Annotated in this window: 23 protein-coding genes; 15 read left to right on the forward strand and 8 right to left on the reverse strand. The window is 69.1% G+C overall.

What is annotated here, in order from left to right; translation table 11 throughout:
• Positions 1-3: 3 nt before the first annotated feature.
• Positions 4-939, reverse strand: coding sequence for a LysR substrate-binding domain-containing protein (locus tag ACRSCF_RS28150; RefSeq protein WP_034363463.1), 936 nt, complete (start codon positions 937-939; stop codon positions 4-6).
• A gap of 99 nt (positions 940-1038) precedes the next feature.
• Between ACRSCF_RS28150 and ACRSCF_RS28155 the strand changes: the two genes are divergently transcribed.
• Entirely contained in the window at positions 1039-1845 is an 807-nt protein-coding gene (locus ACRSCF_RS28155; protein WP_034363550.1) for an aminotransferase class IV family protein, read from the forward strand.
• Positions 1846-1907: 62 nt separating this feature from the next.
• Here ACRSCF_RS28155 and trxA read toward each other — a convergent pair whose 3' ends face one another.
• Positions 1908-2864: a thioredoxin gene (gene trxA / locus ACRSCF_RS28160; protein WP_016449132.1), complete on the reverse strand. Its 957-nt coding sequence runs from the start codon at positions 2862-2864 to the stop codon at positions 1908-1910.
• 268 nt (positions 2865-3132) lie between these two features.
• On the opposite strand from trxA, the gene ACRSCF_RS28165 reads away from it, so the two are divergent.
• From ACRSCF_RS28165 to ACRSCF_RS28190, 6 genes are all read left to right on the forward strand, one after another.
• Positions 3133-4119 (forward strand): ABC transporter ATP-binding protein, encoded by a 987-nt coding sequence (locus ACRSCF_RS28165; RefSeq protein ID WP_034363460.1) that lies wholly within the window; start codon positions 3133-3135, stop codon positions 4117-4119.
• Positions 4116-5504, forward strand: coding sequence for a hypothetical protein (locus ACRSCF_RS28170; protein WP_034363457.1), 1389 nt, complete (start codon positions 4116-4118; stop codon positions 5502-5504). The genes ACRSCF_RS28165 and ACRSCF_RS28170 overlap by 4 nt, the downstream gene beginning before the upstream one ends.
• Before the next feature lie 83 nt (positions 5505-5587).
• The gene (gene purE, locus ACRSCF_RS28175; RefSeq protein WP_016449129.1) at positions 5588-6085 is read left to right on the forward strand and encodes a 5-(carboxyamino)imidazole ribonucleotide mutase; all 498 of its coding nucleotides are present in this window, start codon (positions 5588-5590) and stop codon (positions 6083-6085) included.
• Complete coding sequence (locus ACRSCF_RS28180) at positions 6082-7248, forward strand: 5-(carboxyamino)imidazole ribonucleotide synthase (protein WP_047326339.1); 1167 nt, start codon at positions 6082-6084, stop codon at positions 7246-7248. The genes purE and ACRSCF_RS28180 overlap by 4 nt, the downstream gene beginning before the upstream one ends.
• 11 nt (positions 7249-7259) lie before the next feature.
• Positions 7260-8258 carry an L-threonylcarbamoyladenylate synthase gene (locus tag ACRSCF_RS28185; protein ID WP_034363455.1) on the forward strand — a complete coding sequence of 333 codons (999 nt, stop codon included), beginning with the start codon at positions 7260-7262 and terminating at the stop codon, positions 8256-8258.
• 214 nt (positions 8259-8472) lie between these two features.
• Positions 8473-9162 carry an NYN domain-containing protein gene (locus ACRSCF_RS28190; protein ID WP_244387610.1) on the forward strand — a complete coding sequence of 230 codons (690 nt, stop codon included), beginning with the start codon at positions 8473-8475 and terminating at the stop codon, positions 9160-9162.
• Positions 9163-9198: 36 nt separating this feature from the next.
• Here the strand turns inward: ACRSCF_RS28190 and ACRSCF_RS28195 are convergent, their stop codons facing one another.
• The gene (locus ACRSCF_RS28195; RefSeq protein ID WP_016449125.1) at positions 9199-10098 is read right to left on the reverse strand and encodes a MurR/RpiR family transcriptional regulator; all 900 of its coding nucleotides are present in this window, start codon (positions 10096-10098) and stop codon (positions 9199-9201) included.
• A 104-nt stretch (positions 10099-10202) separates the two neighbouring features.
• Between ACRSCF_RS28195 and ACRSCF_RS28200 the strand changes: the two genes are divergently transcribed.
• The 4 genes from ACRSCF_RS28200 to ACRSCF_RS28215 are packed head-to-tail and all read left to right on the forward strand — an operon-like array spanning position 10203 to position 15068.
• Positions 10203-12176, forward strand: coding sequence for a bifunctional 5-dehydro-2-deoxygluconokinase/5-dehydro-2-deoxyphosphogluconate aldolase (locus tag ACRSCF_RS28200; protein WP_244387611.1), 1974 nt, complete (start codon positions 10203-10205; stop codon positions 12174-12176).
• Positions 12173-12976, forward strand: a complete 804-nt coding sequence (gene iolB / locus ACRSCF_RS28205; protein ID WP_017404006.1) for a 5-deoxy-glucuronate isomerase — start codon at positions 12173-12175, stop codon at positions 12974-12976. Before ACRSCF_RS28200 ends, iolB begins: the two co-directional genes overlap by 4 nt.
• 45 nt (positions 12977-13021) lie before the next feature.
• Positions 13022-14041, forward strand: a complete 1020-nt coding sequence (locus tag ACRSCF_RS28210; protein ID WP_034363453.1) for a Bug family tripartite tricarboxylate transporter substrate binding protein — start codon at positions 13022-13024, stop codon at positions 14039-14041.
• A gap of 46 nt (positions 14042-14087) precedes the next feature.
• Positions 14088-15068, forward strand: coding sequence for a tripartite tricarboxylate transporter substrate binding protein (locus ACRSCF_RS28215; RefSeq protein ID WP_034363451.1), 981 nt, complete (start codon positions 14088-14090; stop codon positions 15066-15068).
• A 58-nt stretch (positions 15069-15126) separates the two neighbouring features.
• On the opposite strand, the gene ACRSCF_RS28220 is transcribed toward ACRSCF_RS28215, so the two are convergent.
• Positions 15127-15552 carry a hypothetical protein gene (locus ACRSCF_RS28220; protein WP_126311156.1) on the reverse strand — a complete coding sequence of 142 codons (426 nt, stop codon included), beginning with the start codon at positions 15550-15552 and terminating at the stop codon, positions 15127-15129.
• Positions 15553-15711: 159 nt separating this feature from the next.
• Positions 15712-16662 carry a LysR family transcriptional regulator gene (locus ACRSCF_RS28225; RefSeq protein ID WP_034363449.1) on the reverse strand — a complete coding sequence of 317 codons (951 nt, stop codon included), beginning with the start codon at positions 16660-16662 and terminating at the stop codon, positions 15712-15714.
• A gap of 82 nt (positions 16663-16744) precedes the next feature.
• Here ACRSCF_RS28225 and ACRSCF_RS28230 point away from each other — a divergent pair, with 82 nt between their 5' ends.
• Positions 16745-18283 (forward strand): CoA-acylating methylmalonate-semialdehyde dehydrogenase, encoded by a 1539-nt coding sequence (locus ACRSCF_RS28230; protein ID WP_016449119.1) that lies wholly within the window; start codon positions 16745-16747, stop codon positions 18281-18283.
• Positions 18284-18347: 64 nt separating this feature from the next.
• Here ACRSCF_RS28230 and ACRSCF_RS28235 read toward each other — a convergent pair whose 3' ends face one another.
• From ACRSCF_RS28235 to dacB, 3 genes are all read right to left on the reverse strand, one after another.
• Positions 18348-19019, reverse strand: coding sequence for an OmpW/AlkL family protein (locus tag ACRSCF_RS28235; protein WP_016449118.1), 672 nt, complete (start codon positions 19017-19019; stop codon positions 18348-18350).
• A gap of 31 nt (positions 19020-19050) precedes the next feature.
• On the reverse strand, positions 19051-20184 hold the full coding sequence (locus ACRSCF_RS28240) for an SGNH/GDSL hydrolase family protein (protein ID WP_016449117.1): 1134 nt from the start codon (positions 20182-20184) through the stop codon (positions 19051-19053).
• A 264-nt stretch (positions 20185-20448) separates the two neighbouring features.
• Entirely contained in the window at positions 20449-22017 is a 1569-nt protein-coding gene (dacB, locus tag ACRSCF_RS28245) for a D-alanyl-D-alanine carboxypeptidase/D-alanyl-D-alanine endopeptidase (RefSeq protein WP_034363446.1), read from the reverse strand.
• Positions 22018-22086: 69 nt separating this feature from the next.
• Between dacB and tsaB the strand changes: the two genes are divergently transcribed.
• Genes tsaB through ACRSCF_RS28260 form a run of 3 tightly spaced genes read left to right on the forward strand, consistent with a single transcriptional unit; the run spans position 22087 to position 24328 of the window.
• On the forward strand, positions 22087-22827 hold the full coding sequence (tsaB, locus tag ACRSCF_RS28250; protein WP_016449115.1) for a tRNA (adenosine(37)-N6)-threonylcarbamoyltransferase complex dimerization subunit type 1 TsaB: 741 nt from the start codon (positions 22087-22089) through the stop codon (positions 22825-22827).
• The gene (gene rimI, locus ACRSCF_RS28255; protein ID WP_016449114.1) at positions 22824-23348 is read left to right on the forward strand and encodes a ribosomal protein S18-alanine N-acetyltransferase; all 525 of its coding nucleotides are present in this window, start codon (positions 22824-22826) and stop codon (positions 23346-23348) included. The genes tsaB and rimI overlap by 4 nt, the downstream gene beginning before the upstream one ends.
• A complete protein-coding gene (locus ACRSCF_RS28260) occupies positions 23339-24328 on the forward strand; it encodes a uracil-DNA glycosylase family protein (RefSeq protein ID WP_244387612.1) in 990 nt (329 codons plus the stop codon). Before rimI ends, ACRSCF_RS28260 begins: the two co-directional genes overlap by 10 nt.
• Positions 24329-24495: the final 167 nt, after the last annotated feature.

Here is a 24495-nt window from a genome sequence, read left to right on the forward strand (position 1 = left end):
GGCTCAGGCGGGCAGCAGCCCGTCTCCTGCCAGCCCGGCCTCCTGCAGCACCCACGCACGCAGGGCCTCGATGGCCGGCTGGCCCTGGCTGCGCCGGGGGTACAGCAGGTGGTAGGCATAGGCCGGGCCCAGGCCCACGGCGATGTCGAACAGGCGCACCAGGCGGCCGCGGGCCAGGTCTTCGGCCACCAGGTCCTGCTCGACCAGGCCCACGGCGCCGCCGTCCAGCACGGCCTGCACGACATGGCTGGAGTCGGTGAATGCGATGCAGCGGCCTGCGTCCAGGCCCTCCACGCCGGCCGCTGCCATCCACATCGGCCAGTTCGGCCAGACCTGGCCGTCCACCATGCAGTCCACGTGGCACAGCGTGTGGCCCAGCAGGTCGGCGGGGCTGGCCAGCGGCGGGCCGGACTGCAGCAGGGCCGGGCTGCAGACGGGGATGACCCTGGCGTCGAACAGGCGCACCGCCAGGGTGTGCGGATCACGGCCGGTGCCGAAGCGGATGGCGGCGTCGATGTCATCGGCGTCGAAGTCGCGCACCTCGTCGTTGATGTCGAAGCTCAGTTCGATCTGCGGATGCGCGGCGCGAAAGCGCGGCAGCCGGAGCAGCAGCCACTGCGTGGCAAAGCGCGCGCCCAGCGACAGGCGCAGCCGCGTCTCGCCCCGGGCCAGCTGGCGCGCCCGGGCGGTGGCGCGCCGCAGCAGGCCCAGCGCCTCGGCCGTGGCCTCCAGCAGCACGCTGCCTGCGGGCGTGAGCTGCATGCTGCGGCTGTTGCGCGTGAAGAGGACGAGGCCCAGCTGTTCCTCCATCTCCTTGATCTGGTGGCTGACCGCCGCCGGGGTCAGTCCCAGTTCGTCGGCCGCACGCGTGAAGTTCAGGTGGCGCCCTGCGGCCTCGAAGCTGCGCAGGGCGCGTGTGCCCGGTGGAAGCTGGCGCATGGATCTTCAAATTTTTCTTGATGGAGCATCGAATACTACTTGCTTCCTCTTTTGGAACCGCCATCGAACAATCAAGAAAATTTGTTGATGGATGAATCCATGGAAACCGCCTCTTTCTTCACCAGCCTTATCGATGGGCAGCCCGCTACGGCGGCCGAACTCGCCGCCCTGGCCTTTGCCGGCCATGCCCATTTCACGGCCATGCAGGTGCGCGGCGGCAGGCTGCGCGGGCTGGACCTGCATCTGCAGCGTCTGCGCCAGGCCTCGCTGGAGCTGTACGGCCAGGCCTTGTCCGATGACCATGTCCAGGCACAGCTGCGGAAGGCGCTTGCCAACGGCCCGCAGGATGTTTCGCTGACCGCCACGGTGTACTCGCCTGCCGGGGAATTCACGGCCGCCGATGCGCGGCCGCGCATGCTGGTGCGGACCTCGGCACCCGCCTCGGGCCCTGTCGGGCCCTTGAGCCTGGCGCTGTTCGAGCATGAACGCATGCTGCCCCACCTCAAGCATGTGGGCGAGGTGGCGAAGACGCATCTGCTGCGTCGCGCCGTAGCCCAGGGCTTTGACGATGCCGCCTTTGCCGATCGCCACGGCCGTATTGGCGAGGCCACCATCTGGAACCTGGCCTTCTGGGATGGAGATGCCGTGGTCTGGCCGCGCGCCCAGGTGCTGCCGGGCACGACCGAGTCCATGCTGCGCCGCCAGCTGCAGCGCATGGGCGTGGCGCAGCGCGAGGCCGTGCTGACCCTGGCCGACCTGCCATCCCTGGCCGGCGCCGTGGTGATGAATTCGTGGTCCCCCGGCATTGCGGTCAGGCGCCTGGCGGACGTGCATCTGCCGGATGCGCCCGGCTTCGTGCAGTTGCTGCACCGCGCGCATGCGGCCGAGGAGCCGGTTGCACCCTGAGCCCTCGCCATGAAAAAAGGGAGCCGCAAGGCTCCCGTCTCTTCACCGGCGCGCGGCCGGACTCAGTTCAGCGCCATGCTGAGCTTGCGGCGGTAGCCGTTGACCAGCTGCGTTGCCTCGTCCTGCTCGGCCGCTCCCTTGCCCAGCAGCTCGATGCCGCCGCTGCTCTTGCCGGGGATGGCGTCCTGCTTCTTGGGCTTCGGGGGTGTGAGCAGCTCCAGGATGCCCACATAGAGCTTGCGCGCGGCCTGGCCGTTCCATTCCTTGTCGCGCATGATGATTTCCAGCAGCTCGTCCATGCTGGCTGCCCACTGGCCTTCGGCGGCCAGGGCCTGGGCCTTGCCGAAGCGGGTGTCGAAGTCGCGCTTGTTCTGTGCGATGACGGCATCGAACTGGGCAAACTCCCAGTTGCCGCGATCGTCGTTGTGCACGAAGAGCATGCACTGCAGCCATTGGTTGAGCGCCTCGAAGCGTGTGGGCTGGGGAATGCGCTTGAGCGGCTCGGTCAGCAGGGCGCCGGCCTCTTCGTAGCCGCCCGTGGCGATCAGCAGGCGCACGTAGTCGAAGCGCGCATCGTCGTTGGCCGGGTCGGCGGCCAGCGCATCGGCCAGCTTTTGCAGGGCGGCCTGCGTGTCGCCGGCTTCCAGCAGCTGGTGGGCCTCGTCGGCTTCGGCCTCGGCCGCCAGCTCGCCTTCGGAGGGCAGGTGCTTGTCCAGGAACTCGCGCAGCTTGCCTTCGGGCTGGGCGCCCATGAAGCCGTCCACGGGCCGGCCGCCCATCATCAGGATGCAGGTCGGGATGGAGCGGATGCCGAACATGCCGGCCAGCTGCTGCTCCTGGTCGGAATCGATCTTGACCAGCTTGAAGCGGCCTTCGTAGGCCACTTCCAGCTTTTCCAGGATGGGGCCCAGCGTCTTGCACGGGCCGCACCAGGGCGCCCAGAAGTCGACGAGCACCGGCACCTGCATGGAGGCGGCGACGACTTCGGCTTCGAAATTCTCAATGGTGACATCAATCATGTGATCAGACCCTGTGGCAAGGCGCGCGGCCAGGGCGCGCGAACTGTGGCGGTTCGGAGTTCGGCGGCCGGATGCCTCCGATGCGGACCGTGTGATTCTCCAGCAATTCCATGGCGTGGGCGCCATGGACGGCAACCACCCCAGTTGGGAGCCGGCTGCGTGCATTTCAAGCAGCCCGGCCGGGGACGAGGCGCGGCAGCGCTGGGCTATATTGGCGCGCTGAGCCGCCATTGCGGCCTGCCATCAACACAATGAGGGAGGGCTCGCCTTGATCAAGGTTTCGCAGCTGGTGTTCGAGTACCCTGGCCACCGCGCGCTGGACGGCGTCAGCGTCCATATCGCCGCAGGCACCGTCACGGCCCTGGTAGGCCCCAACGGCGCCGGAAAATCCACGCTGATGCGCTGCATCGCCGGGCTGGACCAGCCGCTGTCGGGCCAGGTCGAGGTGCATGGCATTGCCGTGCAGGAGCAGCCCCGCGAAGTGCACCGGCACCTGGGCTATCTGTCGGATTTCTTCGGCCTCTATGACCGCCTGAGCGTGCGGCGCTGCCTGCAGTACGCAGCCCTGTCCATGGGCGTGCCCCCGTCCGAGGCGCCGCAGCGCGTGGCGCACGTGGCCGGGCAGCTGGGCCTGGCCGATCTGCTGGAGCGCCTGCCCACCGAGCTGTCTCGCGGCCAGCGCCAGCGCGTGGCCATCGGCCAGGCCATCGTCCACCAGCCGCGCGTGCTGCTGCTGGACGAGCCGGCCAGCGGCCTGGACCCCGAGGCACGCGCCAGCCTGTCCAGGCTGATGCGTGCGCTGCAGGCCCAGGGCATGACCCTGATCGTCTCCAGCCACATCCTCAGCGAACTGGACGAGTACTGCACCCACATCCTGAGCCTGCGCGACGGCCGCGTGGAAAGCCACGAGGCCCTGCACGGCGGCATCAAGGCACCTGCCGCCGGCGGCGATGCGCCGCTGGCACTGTACGCACTGGAGCTGGCACCGCCACCGGGTGCCTCGGCCGGGTCGCTGGCACGGCAGCTGCACCTGGTCCTTCCCGACACCCCTGTGCCGCCGCCCGATGACCAGGGCCTGGTGCATCTGCAGCTGTGGCTGCCCACCCTGCCGCGCGAGCGCGCCGATCTGCTGGCCCGCCTGGTCGGTACCGGCCTGCCCGTGGCCAGCCTGGCCCCGATGCGCGAGCGCCTGCAGGACCGCTATGCGCGCGGCCTGCAGAACGCAGCAACCCCCACCCCTGCGGAACAGCCATGACGCACAACCCCGAATTCCAGCGCCAGCTCTGGCTCAACTGGCGGCCGTCCCAGCTGGGCTGGAGCCTGCTGCTCACCGCCTTGCTGCTGGCCACGCCAATGGCCCTGGTCCAGCCCGACCGCCGCCTGCACACGCTGCTGATCGCCGCCCTGGTCGGCATGTGGATCGCCGCGGCCGGCCTGGGCAGCGTGCTGGCCGGACGCGGCCTCAACGAGGAAGCGCACCAGCACACCTGGGACTGGCAGCGCCTGTCAGCCCTCACGCCCTGGCAGATGGCCTGGGGCAAGCTGCTGGGCGCCCCGCTGGCGGCCTGGCTGTACATGCTGTGGTGCGCGCTGGCCGTGCTGGTCACCTCGGCGGGCCAGCCGGGCGGGCTGGCCTGGGGCGTGCACGCCGTGCTGCAGGCCGTGCTGTGGGGCCTGGCCCTGCAGGCCTGGAGCATGCACTCCGTGCTCATGGGCTGGGGGCCGAAGGAGCAGCCCGCGCGCCGCATCCGCTTCGTGCTGATGCCGCTGCTGTTCGTGATGGTGCTGCCCGGCCCCATCCTGGGCCGGTTGACCGAGCAGCTGGGCCGCGAGGAAGGCCGCCCTGTGCTGTGGTGGTCCGTACCGCTGCACGGGCGCGGCGCCATCTACCTGTTCGGCGCCATCGCGCTGGGGCTGGGCCTGCTGGCCCTGTGGCGGCTGCTGTGCACGCGGCTGGATGTGCGCACCCTGCCCTGGGCCTGGCCGCTGGGCCTGTGCGTGGCGGGCCTGGCCTTTGGCGGCATGCACCTCGATGCAATGCAGTTGCAGGGCCCCGGTCCGGCCTCCTTCTTCGCATGGACCACGGGGCTGGCGCTGGCGGGCACGGCCTATGTCTGCCTGCACGGCATGGACGAAGGCCTGCGCAGCTGGCGCCAGGTGCAATGGTGCGTGTTGCAGGGGCGCTGGCGTGGCGCGCTCGAGGCCCTGCCGCTGTGGCCCGTGAGCTGGCTGCTGGCCGTGCTGGCCTGTGCGCTGTGGCTGCTGTGGCCCGCAGGCGGCCAGCCCATCCTGCCCGGTACAGCCCAGTTGGCGGCACTGGCAACGGCGCAGTTGCTGCGTGATGCCGCGCTGGCCACGGGCTTTTCCCTGCTGGCCGGGCGCATCAAGTCGCCGCTGGCCGCGTTCGCCGTCACCTGGCTGCTGGTCAACATCGTGCTGCCGCTGCTGGCCTTTGGCCTCGCCGGGGCCGATGCCGCCATGCTGGCCCAGCCGCTGGCAGCCGGCCTGACCAAGCCCGTCACCAGCGGCATGTGGCTGTCGCTGGCCGTGCAGGTGGCGATGGCCCTGGCCTGGCTGGCCCATGTGTTTCGCCAGCGTGTGCTGGGTTTTGCGCGCGAGCAGCACACGGCTGTGCGGTGATTTGCAGGGGGATGCGGGCCGATCCGGACTAAAAAAGTAAAATCGCGGGTTCCACTAGGCCGGGCCGCAGGCGCCCTCACGACATGAACTCCATCCAGATCGGTGTGGTCATGGGCTCCAGCAGCGACTGGGAGACCATGCAGCACGCAGTTGCCATTCTTCAGCAATTTGGCATCGCCCATGAAGCCCAGGTCGTCTCGGCCCACCGCATGCCCGACGACATGTTCGCCTATGCCGAAGCCGCCGCCGGCCGGGGCCTGAAGGCCATCATCGCGGGCGCCGGCGGCGCCGCACACCTGCCCGGCATGATCGCCGCCAAGACCGTGGTGCCCGTGCTCGGCGTGCCGGTGGCCAGCCGCCACCTGCAGGGCGTGGACTCGCTGCACTCCATCGTGCAGATGCCCAAGGGCGTGCCCGTGGCCACCTTTGCCATCGGCGCGGCCGGCGCAGCCAATGCGGCCCTGTTCGCCGTGGCCCTGCTGGCCAATGAGGACCCGGCCCTGCGGGCGAAGCTCGAAGCCTTCCGCGCCGAGCAGACCGCCGCCGCGCGTGCCATGACGCTTCCCTCGGTGGCCGCATGAGCGCCGCTGAAGTGATCCTGCCCGGCGCGACCCTGGGCGTTCTGGGCGGCGGCCAGCTCGGCCGCATGTTCGTGCAGTCGGCCCAGGCCATGGGCTATTTCACGGCCGTGCTCGACGCCGACCCGACCAGCCCTGCCGGCCTGGTAAGCCACCACCACATACGCACCGGCTACGAGGACCCGCAGGGCCTGGCCGAGCTGGCGCGCCTGTCGGCCGCCGTCACCACCGAATTCGAGAACGTGCCCGCCGCGGCGCTGAACCTGCTGGCCGCCCAGCGGCCGGTCTCGCCGGCTGGCTCGTCCGTGGCCATCGCCCAGGACCGCGCCCAGGAGAAGGCCCACTTCGTGCGCTGCGGCGTGCCCTGCGCGCCCTACGCGGTGATCGAGACGCCGGCCCAGCTGGCCGCCGTGCACGCCAGCCTGCTGCCCGGCATCCTCAAGACCGCGCGCATGGGCTACGACGGCAAGGGCCAGGTGCGCGTGAAGAACGCCGCCGAGCTGGCCACCGCCTGGGAGCAACTGGGCCGCGTGGCCTGCGTGCTGGAAAAAATGCTGCCGCTGGCCCATGAATGCTCGGTCATCGTGGCGCGCGGCCGTGACGGCTCCATGGTCAACCTGCCCGTGCAGCGCAACCTGCACCGCGAGGGTATCCTCTCCGTCACCGAGGTCTACGAAGGCAACCTGCCCCAGGCACAGGTCGAGCAGGCGCTGGCCGCCGCACGTTCCGTGGCCGACGGCCTGGACTACGTGGGCGTGCTCTGCGTCGAATTCTTCGTGCTGCAGGACGGCATGCTCGTGGTCAACGAGATCGCGCCGCGCCCGCACAACAGCGGCCACTACAGCCAGAACGCCTGCGATGTCTCGCAGTTCGAGCTGCAGGTGCGCTGCATGACCGGCCTGCCGCTGACGCAGCCGCGCCAGCACAGCCCGTCCATCATGCTGAACCTGCTGGGCGACCTGTGGTTCAAGGACGGCGAACAGGCCAAGGCGCCGGCCTGGGACCAGGTCCTGGCCCTGCCCGGCTGCCACCTGCACCTGTACGGCAAGCACGACGCCAAGCGCGGCCGCAAGATGGGCCACCTGAACGTCACCGGCCCCACGCCCGAGGCCGTGCGCTCCACCGCCCTGCAGGCCGCTGCCATCCTGGGTATAGAGCCGTTCTGAAGGCCCGCGCGATGATTCTTGATGGAACGCTGGCGGCCTCTGTCCAGGCCGCCGCACAGGCGCTGCAGCGCGGCGAACTGCTGGGCCTGCCCACGGAAACCGTCTACGGCCTCGCGGCCGATGCCGACAACGACGCGGCCGTCGCGCAGATCTTCACCGCCAAAGGCAGGCCGCCCAACCATCCGCTCATCGTGCATGTGGCCGACAGCGGCGCCATCACGCGCTACGCACGCGAAGTGCCGCTGTTCGCGCAGCAGTTGATCGACGCCTTCTGGCCCGGCCCGCTGACCCTCATCCTGCCGCGCCTGCCCCAAGCCGCCCGGGCCTCGACCGGCGGCCAGGACAGCGTGGGCCTGCGCTGCCCCTCCCATCCCGTCGCCCATGCCGTGCTGGCCGCCTGCCAGCAGCTGCAGCCGCCCGTCTGGGGTGTGTCGGCGCCCAGCGCCAACAAGTTCGGCCGCGTCAGCCCCACCACGGCGGCCCATGTGGCCGGCGAGTTCGGCGACACGCTGCTGGTGCTGGACGGCGGCGCCTGCGAAGTGGGGATTGAATCGACCATCGTGGACTGCACGCGCGGCGTGCCCGTGCTGCTGCGCCCCGGCGCCATCACGCGCGACGATATCGAGCGCGCCTGCGGCCAGCGCCCCCTGTCCAAGGACGAGCTGCTGGAGAACACGCCACGCGCCTCCGGCACGCTGCTGGCCCACTACGCGCCCAACGCCAAGGTCCGGCTCATGGATGCAAGGCAGCTGCAGGCCGGGCTGGACGTGCTGGGCGCCGACGCCCGGAACCTGGCCGTCTACCACCGCGCACCGCTGCGCACCGCCTCGCGCGCCGTCACGCTGCGCGCCATGCCCGCCGACGCCGCCGCCACCGCGCGCGAGCTGTTCGGCGCCCTGCGCGACTTCGATGAAGTCGGCGCCAGGCTGATCTGGATCGAGACCCCGCCCGACACGCCGGACTGGGAAGGCGTGCGCGACCGGCTGCTGCGCGCGGCGGCTGCGGGATAGAAGAGGTCCCCCCGGGACTGCAGTGCCGCATCGGGCATCAACCCGCGCGCCTGTCCAACGGCATGCGGCGCAGGAACAGGCGCCGTTTCAGGCCTTTGAATGGCAGGAGTTGCTAGAATCGCGCTACACAATCCCTTCGCGGTGTCATTCAGTTGGCTCAGGCTTAGGGCGAAAAGGCCACCGCAAGGTGGTCTTTTCATTGGTGGCTTGGACATTGACCAGAACAACCATCTACATCGACGGCTACAACCTCTACTACTCACGGCTCAAGGGCACGCCGTACAAGTGGCTGGACATTGCTGCGCTGTTTCGTGATCGCATCCTGCTGCCGCAAGACCCTGGCGCAGAGGTTGTCGCCATCAAGTACTTCACGGCCCCCGTCAAAGCCTCGTACGCCCGGCATGGCGAGGCATCGGTCCAGGCACAGACCCAGTACCTTCGCGCCCTTCAGGCACGAGACCCTGGCCTGATCCAGATCGTCAACGGCTTCCACGTCTTCGAACCCACATCCCTGCCGAGCTATCAAGCGGGCGCCAACCCGAGCAAGAACAACGTGTCGCGCGTCTGGATGATCGAAGAAAAGCAGACCGACGTGAACCTTGCGCTGCACGCCTACCGTGATGCAGTACGTGGCGAATGCGACCAGTTGGTGATCTGCTCCAACGACAGTGACGTGGAACCCGCACTGCGCATGCTGCGCGAGGACGTGCCCGCCGCCAGGCTGGGGCTGGTCATGCCATTGCGCGACAGGACCGCAGCAGACGGCAAAGTGCCCAACAAGCGCTTGACGGCGTTGGCGCACTGGGTTCGCCATCACATCAGGGACGACGAGCTGGCGCAATCGCAGTTGCCGCTGAACGTGCAGACGCGGAAAAAACCAGCCAGCAAGCCTGTGCACTGGTGAACCCCCACAAAGCGGCCCTGGGCGGAACGCTGCCGCCTAGGACCTCTTCACCGAAGGCTCGTACGCCAGCTCCATCCGGTAGGCCAGCGCCAGGAACAGCGACTGCGCCAGGGTCAGCGTGCTGGTCAGGGAGCGAAAGCCGAAGGTGGCTGCGTCCTGGGCGAGCAGGGTGACGGTGGCGCGGGATGCCAGGGGGCTGAGCTGGCTGTCGGTCAGCGCCAGCAGGCGCGCGCCGCGTGCCAGGGCCGCGTCCACCACCTCCAGCGTTTCTGGCGCATAGGGCTCGAAGGAGACGGCCAGCATCACGTCGCCGGGCGACAGCGCGCGCAGCTCGCCCTTTTGCATGGCGCCCAGGCCGTGCAGCCAGTGCACGGGCTTTTCGGTGTGCTGCAGCGCATAGGCCAGGTAGGCGCCCACGGGGAAGGCGCGGCGCGAGGCGGCCAGCCACAGCGAGGGGGCATCCAGCATGAGGTCAACCGCCGCCTCGAACTGCTCCGGCGGCAGGCCGCGCTGCAGGGCCTGCAGGCTTTCGATGCTGCCTTCGATGACCTCGTGCGCCAGGCGCGCGCCGCTGCGCGGTTCGTTGCCCGAGGCGATCAGGCCCCGGATGCGGTCCTGGTAGTCATGCTGGGCCGAGAGCTGGCGCGCCGCATCGGCGCGGAACAGCGCCTGCAGTTCCGAGTACCCCGAGAACCCGAAATGCTTGGCAAAGCGCACCACGGCAGAAGGCTGCACACCGCACTGCTCGGCCGTGGCCTGGATTCCGTCGAAGGCCAGGCGGTCGCCCTGCATTTCCACATGGCGGCCGATGGCCTTGAGCTGGCGGCTCAGCGCCTCGAAGCCCTGGCGCAGCACGTCCAGGAAGGCAGCGCGGTCGGCGTAGGGGCCGCAGGCCGCAGTGGCGCCCGCATCGGCTGGTGTTTTTCTATTTTTCATATTTGTGGAAAATATTTTCTATTTCGATCTATGATCGCACGAACGCAACGATTATGGGGAGGCCCGCACGCCCCGGGCCCCTCGCAACGCACGGGCCTATGACCATGAGCATGCTGAACTTTCCCTCCGACCGTCCGCTGGACGTGGCCTGCCTGGGCCGACTGGCCGTGGACCTGTACGCGCAGCAGATAGGCTGCAGCCTGGAGGAGGCCGGCAGCTTTGCCAAGTACCTGGGCGGCTCCTCCGGCAACATGGCTTTCGGCACGGCGCGCCTGGGGCTGCGCTCGGCCATGATTTCGCGCGTGGGCAATGAGCACAACGGCCGCTTCCTGGTCGAGACGCTGCAGCGCGAGGGCTGCGACACCAGCCAGGTGCAGGTCGATGCCCGGCGCCTGACCGGCATGGTGCTGCTGGGCATCAAGGACCAGGAGACCTTCCCCCTGCTGTTCGCCCGCGAGGACTGCGCCGACATGGCGCTGGACGCCGCAGCCATCAGCGAGGAATTCCTGGCCCGCTGCCGCTGCCTGGCCATCACGGGCACCCACCTGAGCGCGCCCGGCGTGCTGGCCGCCAGCCGCAGGGCGCTGGAGATCGCGGGCCGCCACGGACTGGTGCGCGTGCTGGACATCGACTACCGGCCCGTGCTGTGGGGCCTGGCCGGACGGGGCGACGGCGAGACACGCTATGTGGCCAGCGCCGAGGTCAGCCGCAGGCTGCAGGCCGAGCTGGGCCCGTTCGAACTCATCATCGGCACCGAAGAGGAATGGCTGATCGCCGGCGGCGTGGAGGGTGACCTGATCGCCAGCCTGCGCCGCGTGCGCGAATGCAGCCGCGCCGTCTTCGTGGTCAAGCGCGGGCCGCTGGGCTGCTCGCTGATCGAAGGCGCGGTGCCCGATGTCATCGACCAGGCGCCCACGGTGCCGGGCGAACGCGTGGAAGTGCTCAATGTGCTGGGCGCGGGCGATGCCTTTGCCTCCGGCCTTCTGTCGGGGCTGCTGCGCGGCAAGAGCCTGGAGGCATCTGCGGCGATTGCCAACGCCTGCGGCGCCATCGTGGTCTCGCGCCATGGCTGCGCGCCGGCCATGCCCACGCAGGCCGAGCTGGCGCACTGGTTCTCGGGCCACCGCCATCCGCGTCCCGACCAGGACCCCGAGCTGTCCCACCTGCACCGCGTCAGCCGCGCGCGGCCGCAGTGGCCCGCGCTGTGCGTGCTGGCCTATGACCACCGCAGCCAGTTCGACGATCTGGCGCGCGAGGCCGGCGCAGCGCCCGCGCGGCTGCGCCCGCTCAAGCGGCTGATCAACGAGGTGGTCGCCCAGGTCGAGCGCGACCCGGGCAATGCGGGCCGCATGGGCGTGCTGATCGACGGCCGGCACGACCTGGGCGAGGCCGCGCTGCACGACGCCACGGGACGCGGCTGGTGGATCGGCCGGCCCATAGAGCGGCCGGGCTCGCGCCCGCTGCGCTTCGACGGCACGAACTCGCTGGCCTCCGAGCTGCTGCACTGGCCGCAAAGCCATACCGTCAAATGCCTGGTCTTCTACCACCCCGACGACACGCCCGCACTGCGCGCCGAGCAGGATGTCTGGCTGCAGCAGGTCTGGACCGCCACGCGCGCCAGCGGCCATGAGCTGCTGCTGGAAGTGATCCCGCCAAAGGACACGCTGGCGCCCGACGACCGGGGCGAGGCCGTGCTGCGCGCCATACGCCACTTCTACGACCTCGGCCTCAGGCCCGAATGGTGGAAGGTCGGCACCATGGCGCGCGAGAACTGGGAGGCGCTGGACGCCCTGGTGAACGAACGCGACCCCTGGTGCCGGGGCGCCGTGATCCTGGGCCTGTCCCAGCCCGTGGAGCAACTGGTGCAGGGCTTTGCCCAGGCGCGGGCGCCCGTGGTCAAGGGTTTCATGATCGGCCGCAGCGTCTGGGCCGGACCCGCGCTGCAGTGGCTGCGCAACGAGCTGGACGATGCCGGCCTGCGCGATGCCGTCGCCGCCAACTTCCGTGCGCTGATCGCCGGCTGGGATGCCAGCCGCGTGGAAACCTCCCAGGACATCACCGAAGGAGCTGCAGCATGAGCCTGCTCGTCAAGGCCGCGCCCGGCCGCATCGTCACCGACATCACGCCGGCCAGTGCGGGCTGGAAGCACATCCACTTCAAGGCCCTGAGGCTGCAGGCAGGCGAGCAGGAGGAGTTGTCCACGGGACCGCTTGAATACTGCATCACCGTGCTCACCGGCCAGGTGGATGTGCAGGTCGGCAGCCAGGCGTTTAGCGCCCTGGGCAGCCGCGCCAGCGTGTTCGAGGAGAGTGCGCCTACGGCCGTGTACGTGCCGCCCGGCCAAAGCCTGCGCATCACGGCGCGCAGCCCAGCCGACGTTGCCTTGAGCGCCGCACCCGCCACGGGCCGCCACGCCACGCGCGTGATCGCCCCCGAAAGCATGCGCCGCAGCGTGCGCGGCCAGGGCAGCAACACGCGCCATGTCTGCGACATCCTGCCCGAGACCGAGGCGGCCGAGTCCCTGCTGGTGGTCGAGGTCATCACGCCGGCGGGCAACTCGTCCAGCTACCCACCGCACAAGCACGACAGCGCCGACCCCGCCGCGCCGGACGCCGAGACCGTGCTGGAGGAAACCTACTTCCACCTGCTCAACCCCAGCCAGGGCTTTGCCTTCCAGCGCGTCTACACCGATGACCGCAGCATCGACGAAGCCATGGCGGTGGAGCATCGCGACACCGTGATGGTGCCGCGCGGCTACCACCCCTGTGTGGCCCCGCACGGCTACGACCTCTACTACCTCAACACCATGGCCGGGCCCGAGCGGCGCTGGGCCTTTCGCAACGACCCCGCGCATGAATGGATGCTGCGGCCGCGCTGACGCACGGCGCAACAGACACCCATAAAAACCACCGGAGACAAAAAAATGCTGTTCAACCCAATGGCCCTGCACCGCCAGGCCTGGCTTTCCTGCGCCCTGCTGACGCTGGGCATGGGCACCGCCCAGGCGCAATCCGCCCCAGCCCCGTCCTCCCAGAGTGCGCCAGCCTGGCCCACCCAGCCCGTCAAATGGGTGGTGCCCTACGCACCGGGCGGCACCACCGACGTGATCGCGCGCCAGCTGGCCGTGCAGATGGGCAAGGACCTGGGCCAGCCCGTGGTCGTGGACAACCGTCCCGGCGCGGCCAGCATCATCGGCGCCACGCTGATCGCACGCGCCCCGGCCGATGGCTACACGCTGGGCACGGCCGACTCGGGCACGCTGGCCTTCAACCCCGCCATGTATGCGCGCCTGAGCTATGACGCGGGCAAGGATTTCAGCTACATCGGCGGCCTGGGCCGCATGCCGCTGGTGCTGGCCGTGCATCCGTCCTTCCCTGCGAAGAACGTGCAGGAATTCCTGGCCATGGCGCGCAAGGAGCCGGGCGGCATCTCCTCGGCCTCGTCGGGGCCGGGCTCGCCGCTGCACGTGGCGCTGGAGCTGTTCAAGCAGCGCACGGGCACCCAGATCCTGCACGTGGCCTACAAGGGCTCGGCCCCGGCGCTGCAGGACCTCATGGCCGGCCAGATCCAGTCCATGTTCGTGGACCTGCCGCCCAGCATCTCGGCCATCCGCGCGGGCAAGCTGCGCGTGCTGGCCGTGGCCACGCCCCAGCGCCTGCCCATCCTGCCCGACATACCCACCATGGCCGAGGCCGGCGTGCCCGGCTTCGAAGCCTATGCCTGGCAGGGCTTCGTCGGCCCCGCCCACCTGAGCCCTGCACTCACCGAGCGCCTGAACAGGAGCCTGGCCACAGCCCTGCGCCACCCCGAAACGCGTGCCAAGCTCGAAGAGATCGGCATACAGCCCATGGAGATGACGCCGCAGCAGTTCGCAGGCTTCGTGCGCTCGGAACAGGCGCTGTGGAGCGGCGTGATCAAGGCGGCCCAAATCAAAATGGATTGAAGCGCAGCAGCGACAAAAGACACTTAGAACAGATTCCGGAGACAACATGACCACCGCATCCCGCCGCCATTTCATCCGCTCACTCGGCGCCCTGGCCGCAGCGCCCGTCCTGCCCGCCGTGGCACAAGCGCCTGCCGGCGCCTGGCCCCAGCGCCCCATCGAACTCATCGTGCCCTTCGCTGCCGGCGGCGGCACCGACGTGCTGGCACGCGCGCTGGCCGAGGTGGCGCGCAAGCACCTGCCGCAGGACCTGATCGTGCTCAACCGCGCAGGCGCCAGCGGCGCCGTGGGCTGGACCGAGCTGGCCAATGCCCGGCCGGACGGCTACAAGATCGGCATCATCACCGTCGAGCTGACCATGATCCCGCACATGGGGCTGACCAATATCAGCTCCGACGCCCTGCTGCCCGTGGCCCGCCTGAACGCCGACCCCGCCACCATCGCCGTGCGTGCCGACTCGCCCTATCGCAGCATCGAGGAACTGATCGCCGCCGCGCGCAAGGACGAGGCAGCGGTGCGCATCGGCAATGCCGGCCCGGGCTCGCTGGGCCACCTGGCCGCCGCCGCGCTGCAGGACAAGGCGGGCGTGAAGTTCAACCACGCGCCCTACCGCGGCGCCAACCCCGCCGTGCTCGACCTGCTGGGCGGCCACATCGAGGCCGTGGCCGTCACGCCCGTGGAGGTGGCCACCTATGTGGCGGCCGGCAAGATCCGCCCGCTGGCCATCATGGCCGAGCAGCGCATACAGGCCGGCTGGGAAGCCGTGCCCACGCTCAAGGAGCGCGGCATCGACCTGCTCATCGGCGGCTGGCGCGGCCTGGCCGTGCCCCGCAACACGCCCGACGCCGTAGTCCAGACCCTGCGCAAGGCCATGACCCAGACCCTCAAGGACCCCGTCCTGCGCGAAACCATGGCCAAGCAGAACATGGGCGAGGGCTACCTGGACCAGCCCGAATTCAAGGCCGTGATCGACCGCGACAACGCGGTGTTCAAGCAATTGGTGGATAAGCTGGGGATCAAGGCCTGAGGGGCAAGCACGCTGGCCACAATGCGCAGACCCGCACTCAGGGGTCTGCAAGCAGCGCTCACTCGAGACCCGTCTGCAGGTCAATAACGGGGGTGCATGACATATTCAATGGACCGTACATTCGATATTGAGGTAATCCAAGCGTAGGCATCACACTCAAATAGTGGCAGATGCCGGAAAACCCATCGGCGCAGGAAATGCTATGGATTGCGTATTTATTTGGAGCGAATATTTTCCTGTCAGGAGGAAAAATCAACGGTGTGACGTTTCTCGATAGAGATGCAATACGCGCCACCTGCTCGGATGCTTGCGGAAATGGAAGTGAGTCATATGCCTGCAGCGTAGCAAGCTCCGGATAGCATGCAGCCAGTTTTTCCGAAAGATTGAAGTTGACAACGATTCTTTGAAACTTCGGCACATTCTCTGCTAATGAACTGGTATAGAGCGCGGCAATGCACAGGGCAGCAAGCATGCGTTGGTTCATGGCTCGGCTTTCTTGATTCCAGGCAGAACAGTCCGCAGTTGAAAAGGAATATACTGATTTCTCAGCAACCGCTGCACTTTAAGCGTCGAATCAGCACAAGGAAATAGGACTGCTCTGAAAGTAGTGCAAAACCCGCTCGTTCCTATTGCTGCCTGGCTTTCACCGAATGAACCCCGCCGCAAACGACGCCCGCAGGAACTCCACGAACACCGCCACCGCGCGCGGCACGTGGCTGGCGTAGGGGCGGATGGCGAACAGCTGTTCGCCGAAGGCGTCGACGGGCCGCCAGCCGGGCAGGACTTCGCTCAGGTGGCCGGAGGCCAGGCCCGATTGCGCGCTGAAGTCCGGAACCAGGGCGATGCCCAGGCCGGCCAGTGCCGCGTCGCGCAGGATTTCGCTGTTGTTGGCGGCAAAGCCGCCGGTCACGGGAACGACGACGCGCACGCCGTCCACGCCGGCGTCGCGGGGAACGAAGCTCCAGGCCGGGGCACCCTGGGTGCGCGGATAGTGCAGGCAGTGGTGCGCGGCCAGGTCCTGCGGCGTGGACGGGGTGCCGTGCGCGGCCAGGTAGTCCGCGCTGGCCACGAGCAGCGAGCGCGTGGGCGCCAGCGCCCAGGCCACATGGGTTTCGGGCGGCGCCGTGACGTGGCGTATGGCCAGATCAAACCCTTCCAGCGCCAGCGAGCGTATCTGGTCCGACAGGTCCAGCTCCAGCCGGATCTGCGGATGGGCACGCAGGAAGGCCGGCAGGCGCGGCATGAGTTGCTGGCGCGAAAAGGCCAGCGGCGCCGTCACGCGCAGCAGGCCGCGCGGTGCGGCAGCCAGGTCGCGCACGCCGGAGAAGCTGTGGGCAATGTGCTCGAAGGCGCCGCGCGTGTCGTCCACCAGGCGCTGGCCCGCTTCGGTCAGGCGCACGCTGCGCGTGGTGCGGGTGACCAGGGCGATGCCGGCCGCGCGCTCCAGCTCTGCCACGCGCTGGCTCATGGCCGCCTTGCTCACGCCCAGGCGCGCGGCGGCCGAGGTGAAGCTGCCCTGCTGCTCCAGCACGACCAGCCAGTGCAGGTGGCTCCACAAGGCCTCGGCCTTGGCATCGGGTTTTTCATTTGCCATACATGGATTGTTCAGCAAATTGAACAATCAATTCAAGCGCAGCGCCTAGGCAGGCAGAAAGCGCACTTCTAGACTGCCTGGCATGAACACCGCAAACACCTCCTTCGCTTCCATCGTCCACTACGTCAACGGCCAGCGCACGGCAGGTGCCAGCGACCGCGGGCAGGACGTGACCAACCCGGCCACCGGCCAGGTCACGGGCCGCGTGGCCCTGGCCTCGCGCGCCGATGTCGATGCCGCCGTGGCGGCGGCCAAGGCGGCCTTCCCGAAGTGGGCCGATACGCCGCCCATCCGCCGTGCACGCGTGCTGCTGCGCTTCCTGGAGTTGCTCAACCAGCACAAGGACGAGCTGGCCCATGCGATCACGGCCGAGCACGGCAAGGTCTTCACCGATGCGCAGGGCGAAGTCAGCCGCGGCATCGACATCGTGGAATTCGCCTGCGGCATTCCGCAGCTGCTCAAGGGCGATTTCACCGACCAGGTCTCCACCGGCATCGACAACTGGACGCTGCGCCAGCCCCTGGGCGTGGTCACGGGCATCACGCCCTTCAATTTCCCGGTGATGGTGCCGATGTGGATGTTCCCGGTGGCCATTGCGGCGGGCAACACCTTCGTGCTCAAGCCCAGCCCCATCGATCCCACACCGTCGCTGCTGATCGCCGACCTGCTCAAGCAGGCGGGCTTGCCTGACGGCGTGTTCAACGTGGTGCAGGGCGACAAGGAAGCCGTGGATGCGCTGATCGAGCATCCCGACGTGAAGGCGGTGAGCTTCGTGGGCTCCACGCCCATTGCCAACTACATCTACGAGACGGGCGCGCGCCACGGCAAGCGCGTGCAGGCCCTGGGCGGCGCCAAGAACCACATGGTGGTCATGCCCGATGCCGATATCGAGCAGGCCGTGGACGCGCTGATCGGCGCCGGCTACGGCTCGGCCGGCGAGCGCTGCATGGCCATCAGCGTGGCTGTGCTCGTGGGCGACGTGGCCGACCAGCTGCTGCCGCGCCTGATCGAGCGCACCAAGGCGCTGAAGGTGCTGGACGGCGAGGACCTGGCCGCGGAAATGGGCCCCATCGTGACGCGCGCCGCGCACGAGCGCATCAGCGGCTACATCGACCTGGGCGTCAAGGAAGGCGCGCAGTTGCTGGTCGATGGCCGGGGCTTCGACGGCAAGGCGGCCGGCTCCTCCACAGGCACGGACACCTCGGGCGGCTTCTGGCTGGGCGGCACGCTGTTCGACCATGTCACGCCCGACATGCGCATCTACAAGGAAGAGATCTTCGGCCCCGTGCTGGCCGTGGTGCGCGCCAAGGACTTCGCCGAGGCCGTGCAGCTGGTCAACGACCATGAGTTCGGCAACGGCGTGGCCTGCTTCACGCGCGACGGCAATGTGGCGCGCGAGTTCGGCCGCCGCATCGAGGTCGGCATGGTCGGCATCAACGTGCCGATTCCCGTTCCCATGGCCTGGCACGGCTTCGGCGGCTGGAAGCGCAGCCTGTTCGGCGACATGCACGCCTATGGCGAGGAAGGCGTGCGCTTCTATACCCGCCAAAAGAGCATCATGCAGCGCTGGCCCGAGAGCACGCCCAAGGGCGCGGAATTCGTGATGCCCACGGCCAAGTAGGCGCAGTCCCCCTCCATGAAAAAACCAGCCCGCGGGCTGGTTTTTCTTTGGGGACTGCGACCTGTCAGAAGCGGTATCCGATGCCGATGGCGTAGACGTTCGGATTGAGCTTGAGCGACACGCTCTGGCCCGAGGACAGGTGCGCCGTGGTCTTCAGGAAGCTCTTGTAGTAGGCCACGTCCAGGAACCAGCGCTCGTTGAAGTTGTAGACGAAGCCGATCTGGGGCGTCAGGCCCCATTTGCTGTCCACCGAGGCCGTGGTCGGGTTGGCCAGCGTGCCGCCGGTCAGGCCGTTGAGGGAGGCCGTGGTGCGCTCGCCGAAGAACTTGGCATAGGTCACGCCCAGGCCCAGGTAGGGGCGGAAGGCGGAGTTGGCCTCGCCGAAGCGGTACTGCGCGAACACGGTGGCGGGCAGCACCTTGGTGCGGCCCAGCTTGCCCGTACCGGAGATGGCGCCATTGCCCACGAAGTCATGCTTGAACGGCAGGCCCATGGGCACGTCGATGGCCCAGTTGTTGGTGACCATGTAGGTCACGCCGCCCGTGAGCTGGCTGTTGGCCTTCACGTCCACGCGGGTGTCGGGGAAGCTGGGTGTGCTCAGCCAGCCGCTGCTGGTCTGGGGATCGATGCGCGTGGCGCCCAGGCGCACGCTCCAGGTGCCGGCGGACTGGGCGGTGGCGGCCATGCAGGCCGTGGCCATGGCCACGGCGGCGGTGATGCGCAGGAATGTCTTCATGGATGTGTCTCCTCGTGCTGCATGACTGCGATCACAGCCAGCCGGCACGGGCCAGGGTGCGGGAGGCCAGCTGGCTCATCTGCTGATGGCCATAGGGCGTGGGGTGGAAGCTGTCGGCAAAGGCATAGCTCTTCCACCAGTTGGCGCTGGTCTCGCCCACGGGAATGGAGGCGGACAGCGCGGCCTCGGTGCAGGTCGGGAAGCTGTAGGTGGGCAGGCCGTCGGCGCCCGCGCCGGTGGCAGGGCAGGCCGCCTTTTTCACGTTGGTGTAGGCGTACTGGGCGGGGTCGGCCATCTGCTGGCGGAACTCGCTGTAGAAATCGATGATGGCCACGCGGCTCTCGCCCGCGAAGCCGTTGGCAACCTGCTGGTTGAAGGCCTTGACCCAGCCGTCGAACACGGTCTCCAGCTGGGCGGCGGCGGCCGAGCCCTGCTGCTGGGCCACCGATTGCAGTACCAGCTGGAAGCGCGGCGTCAGCGTGATGGCCGGCACGTTGAGGATGGCCACGCGCGTGGCGCCCTTGCCCAGCACATTCGCCTGGATGGTGGACACATAGCCCTTGGCCAGGTTCTGCATGTACAGGCCGCCGGCCTGGGCCATGCCGGCCTGGCCCTGCTGCAGCAGCGCACCCAGCGTGGCCGCGTCGATCTTGGTGGACAGCAGCGCCTTGAAGTTGGCGCCCTGGTCCCTGGAAGCGGCCAGGAAGGCGCCGATCACGTCGGCCGCGTCATTGGCGCCGCCGTCGATCACGGCCAGGTCATCGGCCGTGAAGCCAGCCGCGCCGGCCAGCAGGATCTGCTGCGTGATGGAGATGGGCGCCGTGGGCGCGCTGGTGTAGTTGATGCGGCCGCCGCCCACGGCGTAGTTGTTGCACGAGGTGTTGGGCGTGAAGGCCGTGCCGTTGAAGCGCGGGCACAGGGAGATGTTGTACAGGCCCGCCACGCGCTCGGCCCAGACCTGGTTGGAGCCGGCGCCTGTCAGCGTGGCGTTCTGCACGGTGAACTTGTAGCCGAAGGTGCCGCTGTCGGAGAGGCTGTCGCCCATCACCTTGACGGAGGTGATCTTGGCACGGGGGGTGGTGTCGGCGCCGCTGCCGCCACCGCAAGCGGCCAGCAGGCCGGCCGTGGCCAGGGAGGCCGCGAGGATTCGATAACGATTTGCCAAGGTGTGATCTCCGTGAAGTGTTGTGAATAGCACGACCGTGCTTTTTTTGGTGATTGCCATCGTAGCGACAGTCGCACCTTGGCGACACCGGGCAAGTACCGATAGGAATCGCGGGCCGACCGGGCATTTCGCACGCGGGCGAATAGACGATAAATACCGGTCTGGCGCCCGCAGGCAGGGCAAGGCCCTTGCCGGGCAGGAGGCGGAAACACAACGGAAAGGGCCTGCAAAAGCAGGCCCTGGAACAGGAGCGCAGGCAGCGTATCAGCGGTCGTGCGCCGTCCAGTCCACCAGCGCATCCCAGGCCGCGCGCGCGGCGGCCGCATTGGCGTGGTTGGCCATGGCCACCAGCACGTATCGGCGGCCGCTGGCGCCATCCACATAGCCGGCCAGGGCCGAGGCATCGCGCAGCGTGCCGGTCTTCAGGTGCGCCATGCCCTGGACGCGGCTGAGGCTGCGGCGCAGCGTGCCATCGACGCCGACGATGGGCATGGAGGCCACGAACTCCGGCATCACGGGCGAGGCCCAGGCCTGCTGCAGCATGCGGCCCAGGCCGGAGGCCGTGATGCGCGCCTCGCGGCTCAGGCCCGCGCCGTTGTCGGCCACGGGCTGCTCGGCCGCACCCCAGCGCGCCTGCCACCACTGGCCCAGCGCCTGGCGCGAGGCCTCGAAGCTGGCCACGCCGGTGCGCTGCATGCCCATGGTCAGGAACACCTGCTGGGCCATGACGTTGTTGCTGTATTTGTTGATGTCCCGCACCACCTCGGCCAGCGAGGGCGATTCGCTCTGGAAGGCCGGCTGCAGGCCGGCCGGCACGCGGCCGTCGCGCACGGTGCCCGTGAGCTTGCCGCCCAGCTCGCGCCACATGCCCTCGATGGCGCGCGCCGCGAAGGCCTCGGGCTGGGCCGGCGCCAGCGACCAGCTCTTGTCGCCGCAGCTGGCCGGGAACGTGCCGGCAAAGGCGATGCGCAACGGGTCGGCCATGTCCAGCTGCAGCCGGGCGCGCCAGTCGCCGCACTCGCTGCCTGCCGGCGCCAGGGGCACGGTTTCCTGTTGCTGGATTCCGGCCAGCGGCGGATCGTATTGCAGCCGCGCCACGCCCGCCGCAGCGTCGGGCACAAAGCCGACCGTCACGGCCTTGTAGTTGACCAGCAGGGCGTCGGGCGCCACGTTGTAGGGGCGCCAGGGCTCGTTGTCGAAGGTGGAGGGATCGTGGGCGGGGACGGAGAACGCGCTGCGGTCCAGCACGATGTCGCCCACGATGACCTTGATGCCCATGCCCTGAAGGCGGCGCAGCATCAGCCACAGCCGCTCCATCACGAGCTTGGGATCGCCCTGGCCCTGGATGTAAAGCGGCCCGCGCAGCACGCCGTCCTGCACCGGCCCGCCCAGGAAGACGGGCGTGCGCCAGACATGGGCAGGACCCAGCTGGTCCAGCGCCGCATAGGTGGTGACCAGCTTCATCACCGAGGCCGGGTTCATGGCCACATGGCTTTGCCAGTCCAGGCGCGGAGCGGCCCGGCCATCGACCTCCACCACCAGGGCGGAGACCGCCTCGCGCGGCAGCTTGGCGCGCGCCAGGGCGGCTTCCACGGGAGGCGGCAGCCGGCTTTCGCGCGCAGTCTTGGTGGAAAGGGCCGCCGGTGACGTGGGCGCATCGGCCTGGGCAATGGCCATGCCGGGCAGGGCAGCCGCCGCCAGCAGCGCGGCTGCCAGGCCCCGGTGTGAACGCGGCGTTCCGAGTGAGAAGGCGGAGGAAATCGAGGAAATAAGGAAAGAAGACAGCGAAAGATGCAACATGGCCGGCAAGTCTACGCCGGTCATTGCGGCCATGCCGCGCGCGGGCCGGGCGGGGCACCGATAATCCAGGGCTTGCTGCGGCACCGCCGCCTGCCCCACGCCATGAATCTTCTTGCCCTAGACACCAGTACCGACACCCTCTCCATCGCCGTGCAGCGCGGCGATGCCGTCTGGGAACACAGCGGCCCCGGCGGCCCGCAGACCTCGACCGAGCTGATCCCCGCCATCCTGGCCCTCATGGCCCAGGCCGGACTGGAGTTCGCCGAGCTGCGGGCCATCGTCTTCGGCAGGGGTCCGGGCTCGTTCACGGGCCTGCGCACGGCGTGCTCCGTGGCCCAGGGCCTGGCCTTTGCCGCCCGCGTGCCCGTGCTGCCCATGGACAGCCTGCTGGCCGTGGCCGAGCAGGCGCGCATGCAATACGGCTGCACCGACCTCATCGCCGTGATCGATGCGCGCATGAACGAGGTCTACCACGCCGCCTACCACTGGGCCGATGGCCGCTGGAACGACATCGGCGAGCAAAGCGGCGACTTCGGCCTGTGCGCGCCCGAGGCCCTGCAGCTGCCGCCCGGCACCGTGGTGGCCGGCAACGCCCTGGCCGCCTATGGCGAGCGCCTGGCGCCCCAGGCCAGCCATGTGGCTGCGCTGCCCACGGCCGCCGCCATGCTGCGCCTGGCCCCTGCGATGCTGGCGGCCGACCGCGCCCTGCCGGCCGACCAGGCCCTGCCGCGCTACATCCGCGATAAAGTCGCGCAGACCACGGCCGAGCGCGAGGCTGCCAAGGCGGCAGCCGCGCTTGCTTCACCCGTGCAGACCACAGAGACCCCTCCTGCCCAGGCATGAGCACGCACACGCCACAGCCCTCGCGGCCGCTGCCGCCCCTGACCGACGCCTTGGCGTCGGAGCGGGACAGCGTGCGCTTCGAGCCGCTGAACGTGCTGTGGCTGGACACGCTGCTGCCCGTGGAGCAGCAGGCCTATTCCCATCCCTGGACGCGCGGCAACTTCATCGACGCCATGGCGGCCGGCTATGAAACCCAGCTGCTGGTGGATGCCCAGGGCGGGCTGGTCGGCTACTTCGTCGCCATGATCGTGCTCGACGAGGTGCACCTGCTCAACATCACCGTGGCCCCGGCGCGCCAGCGCCAGGGCTGGGCCCGCATCCTGCTGGACGCCCTGGCCCTGTGGTCGCGCCAGCGCCAGGCCCAATGGATCTGGCTGGAAGTGCGCGAGAGCAATGTCCGCGCACGCAGCATCTACGCCGCGCATGGCTACCAGGAGGTGGGCCTGCGCAAGAACTACTACCCCATGCACGACGGCCCGCGCGAGCATGCCGTGCTCATGAGCCTCAAGCTATGGCCCTGAATCTAGACACCCGCCAGCGGGCCATGCTGCATGCCATGGGCATCACTGTCTGGCTGCCCGAACCCGAGACCGCGCCCGCCGTGCTGTCCGAGGCCCTGGCTGCACCCTCCGATGCGCCTGCAGCGGCGCCCCTGGCGGATCCGCCGGCGGCCCGCCCCGTGCCGCCGCCCGTGCAGGAGGCGCCCCTCCCGGCGCCTGATGCACCGGCGCCTGATGCACCGGCGTCTGCTGCATCGTCGCCTGTCGCCGCGCCAACGCCCGTACGCGTTCAGGTGCCTGTTCAGGCGCCGGTCCAGGCGACACCGCCTCCCGCACCCGTGCACGCCTCTCCCGCACCCGTCATCCCCGAACGCGAACGCCCGCCGCGCCGCTACGTGCAGCAGCCCGTGGCCGGCGCACCGGGCCTGGGCTGGCGGCTGGGCCCCGTGCGTCCCGTGTATGCGGCAACGCCGCCGGCCGGTGATGGCGGCGAAGGCGGCTGGCTGATCCTGCTGGAGCCGCCGGCCAACTCCCTGCCGCTGCCGCCCGCCCGGCGCCCCGGCCCCGACTGCGCGCGCACCGCGCTGGAAGGCGACGCGGCCCGGCTGCTGGACAACATGCTGCGCGCGCTGAACCTGCAGGACCATCCGCGCCTGTACAGCGCCGCCCTGCACCGCGTGCAGCCTCCGGCCGAAGGCCAGGAGGCGCCCGAGGTCCCGGCCCTGCAACCGTCGCTGGAGGCACTGCTGCGCGATCTGCGCCCGGCCTGCGTGCTGGTGCTGGGCCTGGCCACGGCGCGCGCCGTGCTGGGGCGCCAGGAGGCCCTGGGCCGCCTGCGCGCCGAGCCTCACCGCATCGCCGGTGTGCCGGCCGTGGTCAGCTACGACCCCAACTATCTGCTGCGCGCCCCCCAGGCCAAGGCCGGCGCCTGGGCCGACCTGTGCCATGCCCAGGCTTTTGTGACAGGCCGCCAGATGCCCCCTGGAGCCGCTTCCGAATAGCGCGGCCGGCCCGCATGCTGCAGCGCAACGCTGCATAATCCGATGCTTTGCATCTTGGAGAAAGCTCCGTGGAAACCTACCCCAGTTGGTAGCTTTCAACTCCCGGTTGGCCTGTGGGGTTGAAAGCACCCCCGATACCCCGCACGCCTGAGAAGAACACCTGGAGT

Origin of the sequence: Delftia sp. 11MD (assembly GCF_050907895.1) — a bacterium.
GTDB lineage: Bacteria > Pseudomonadota > Gammaproteobacteria > Burkholderiales > Burkholderiaceae_C > Comamonas > Comamonas tsuruhatensis.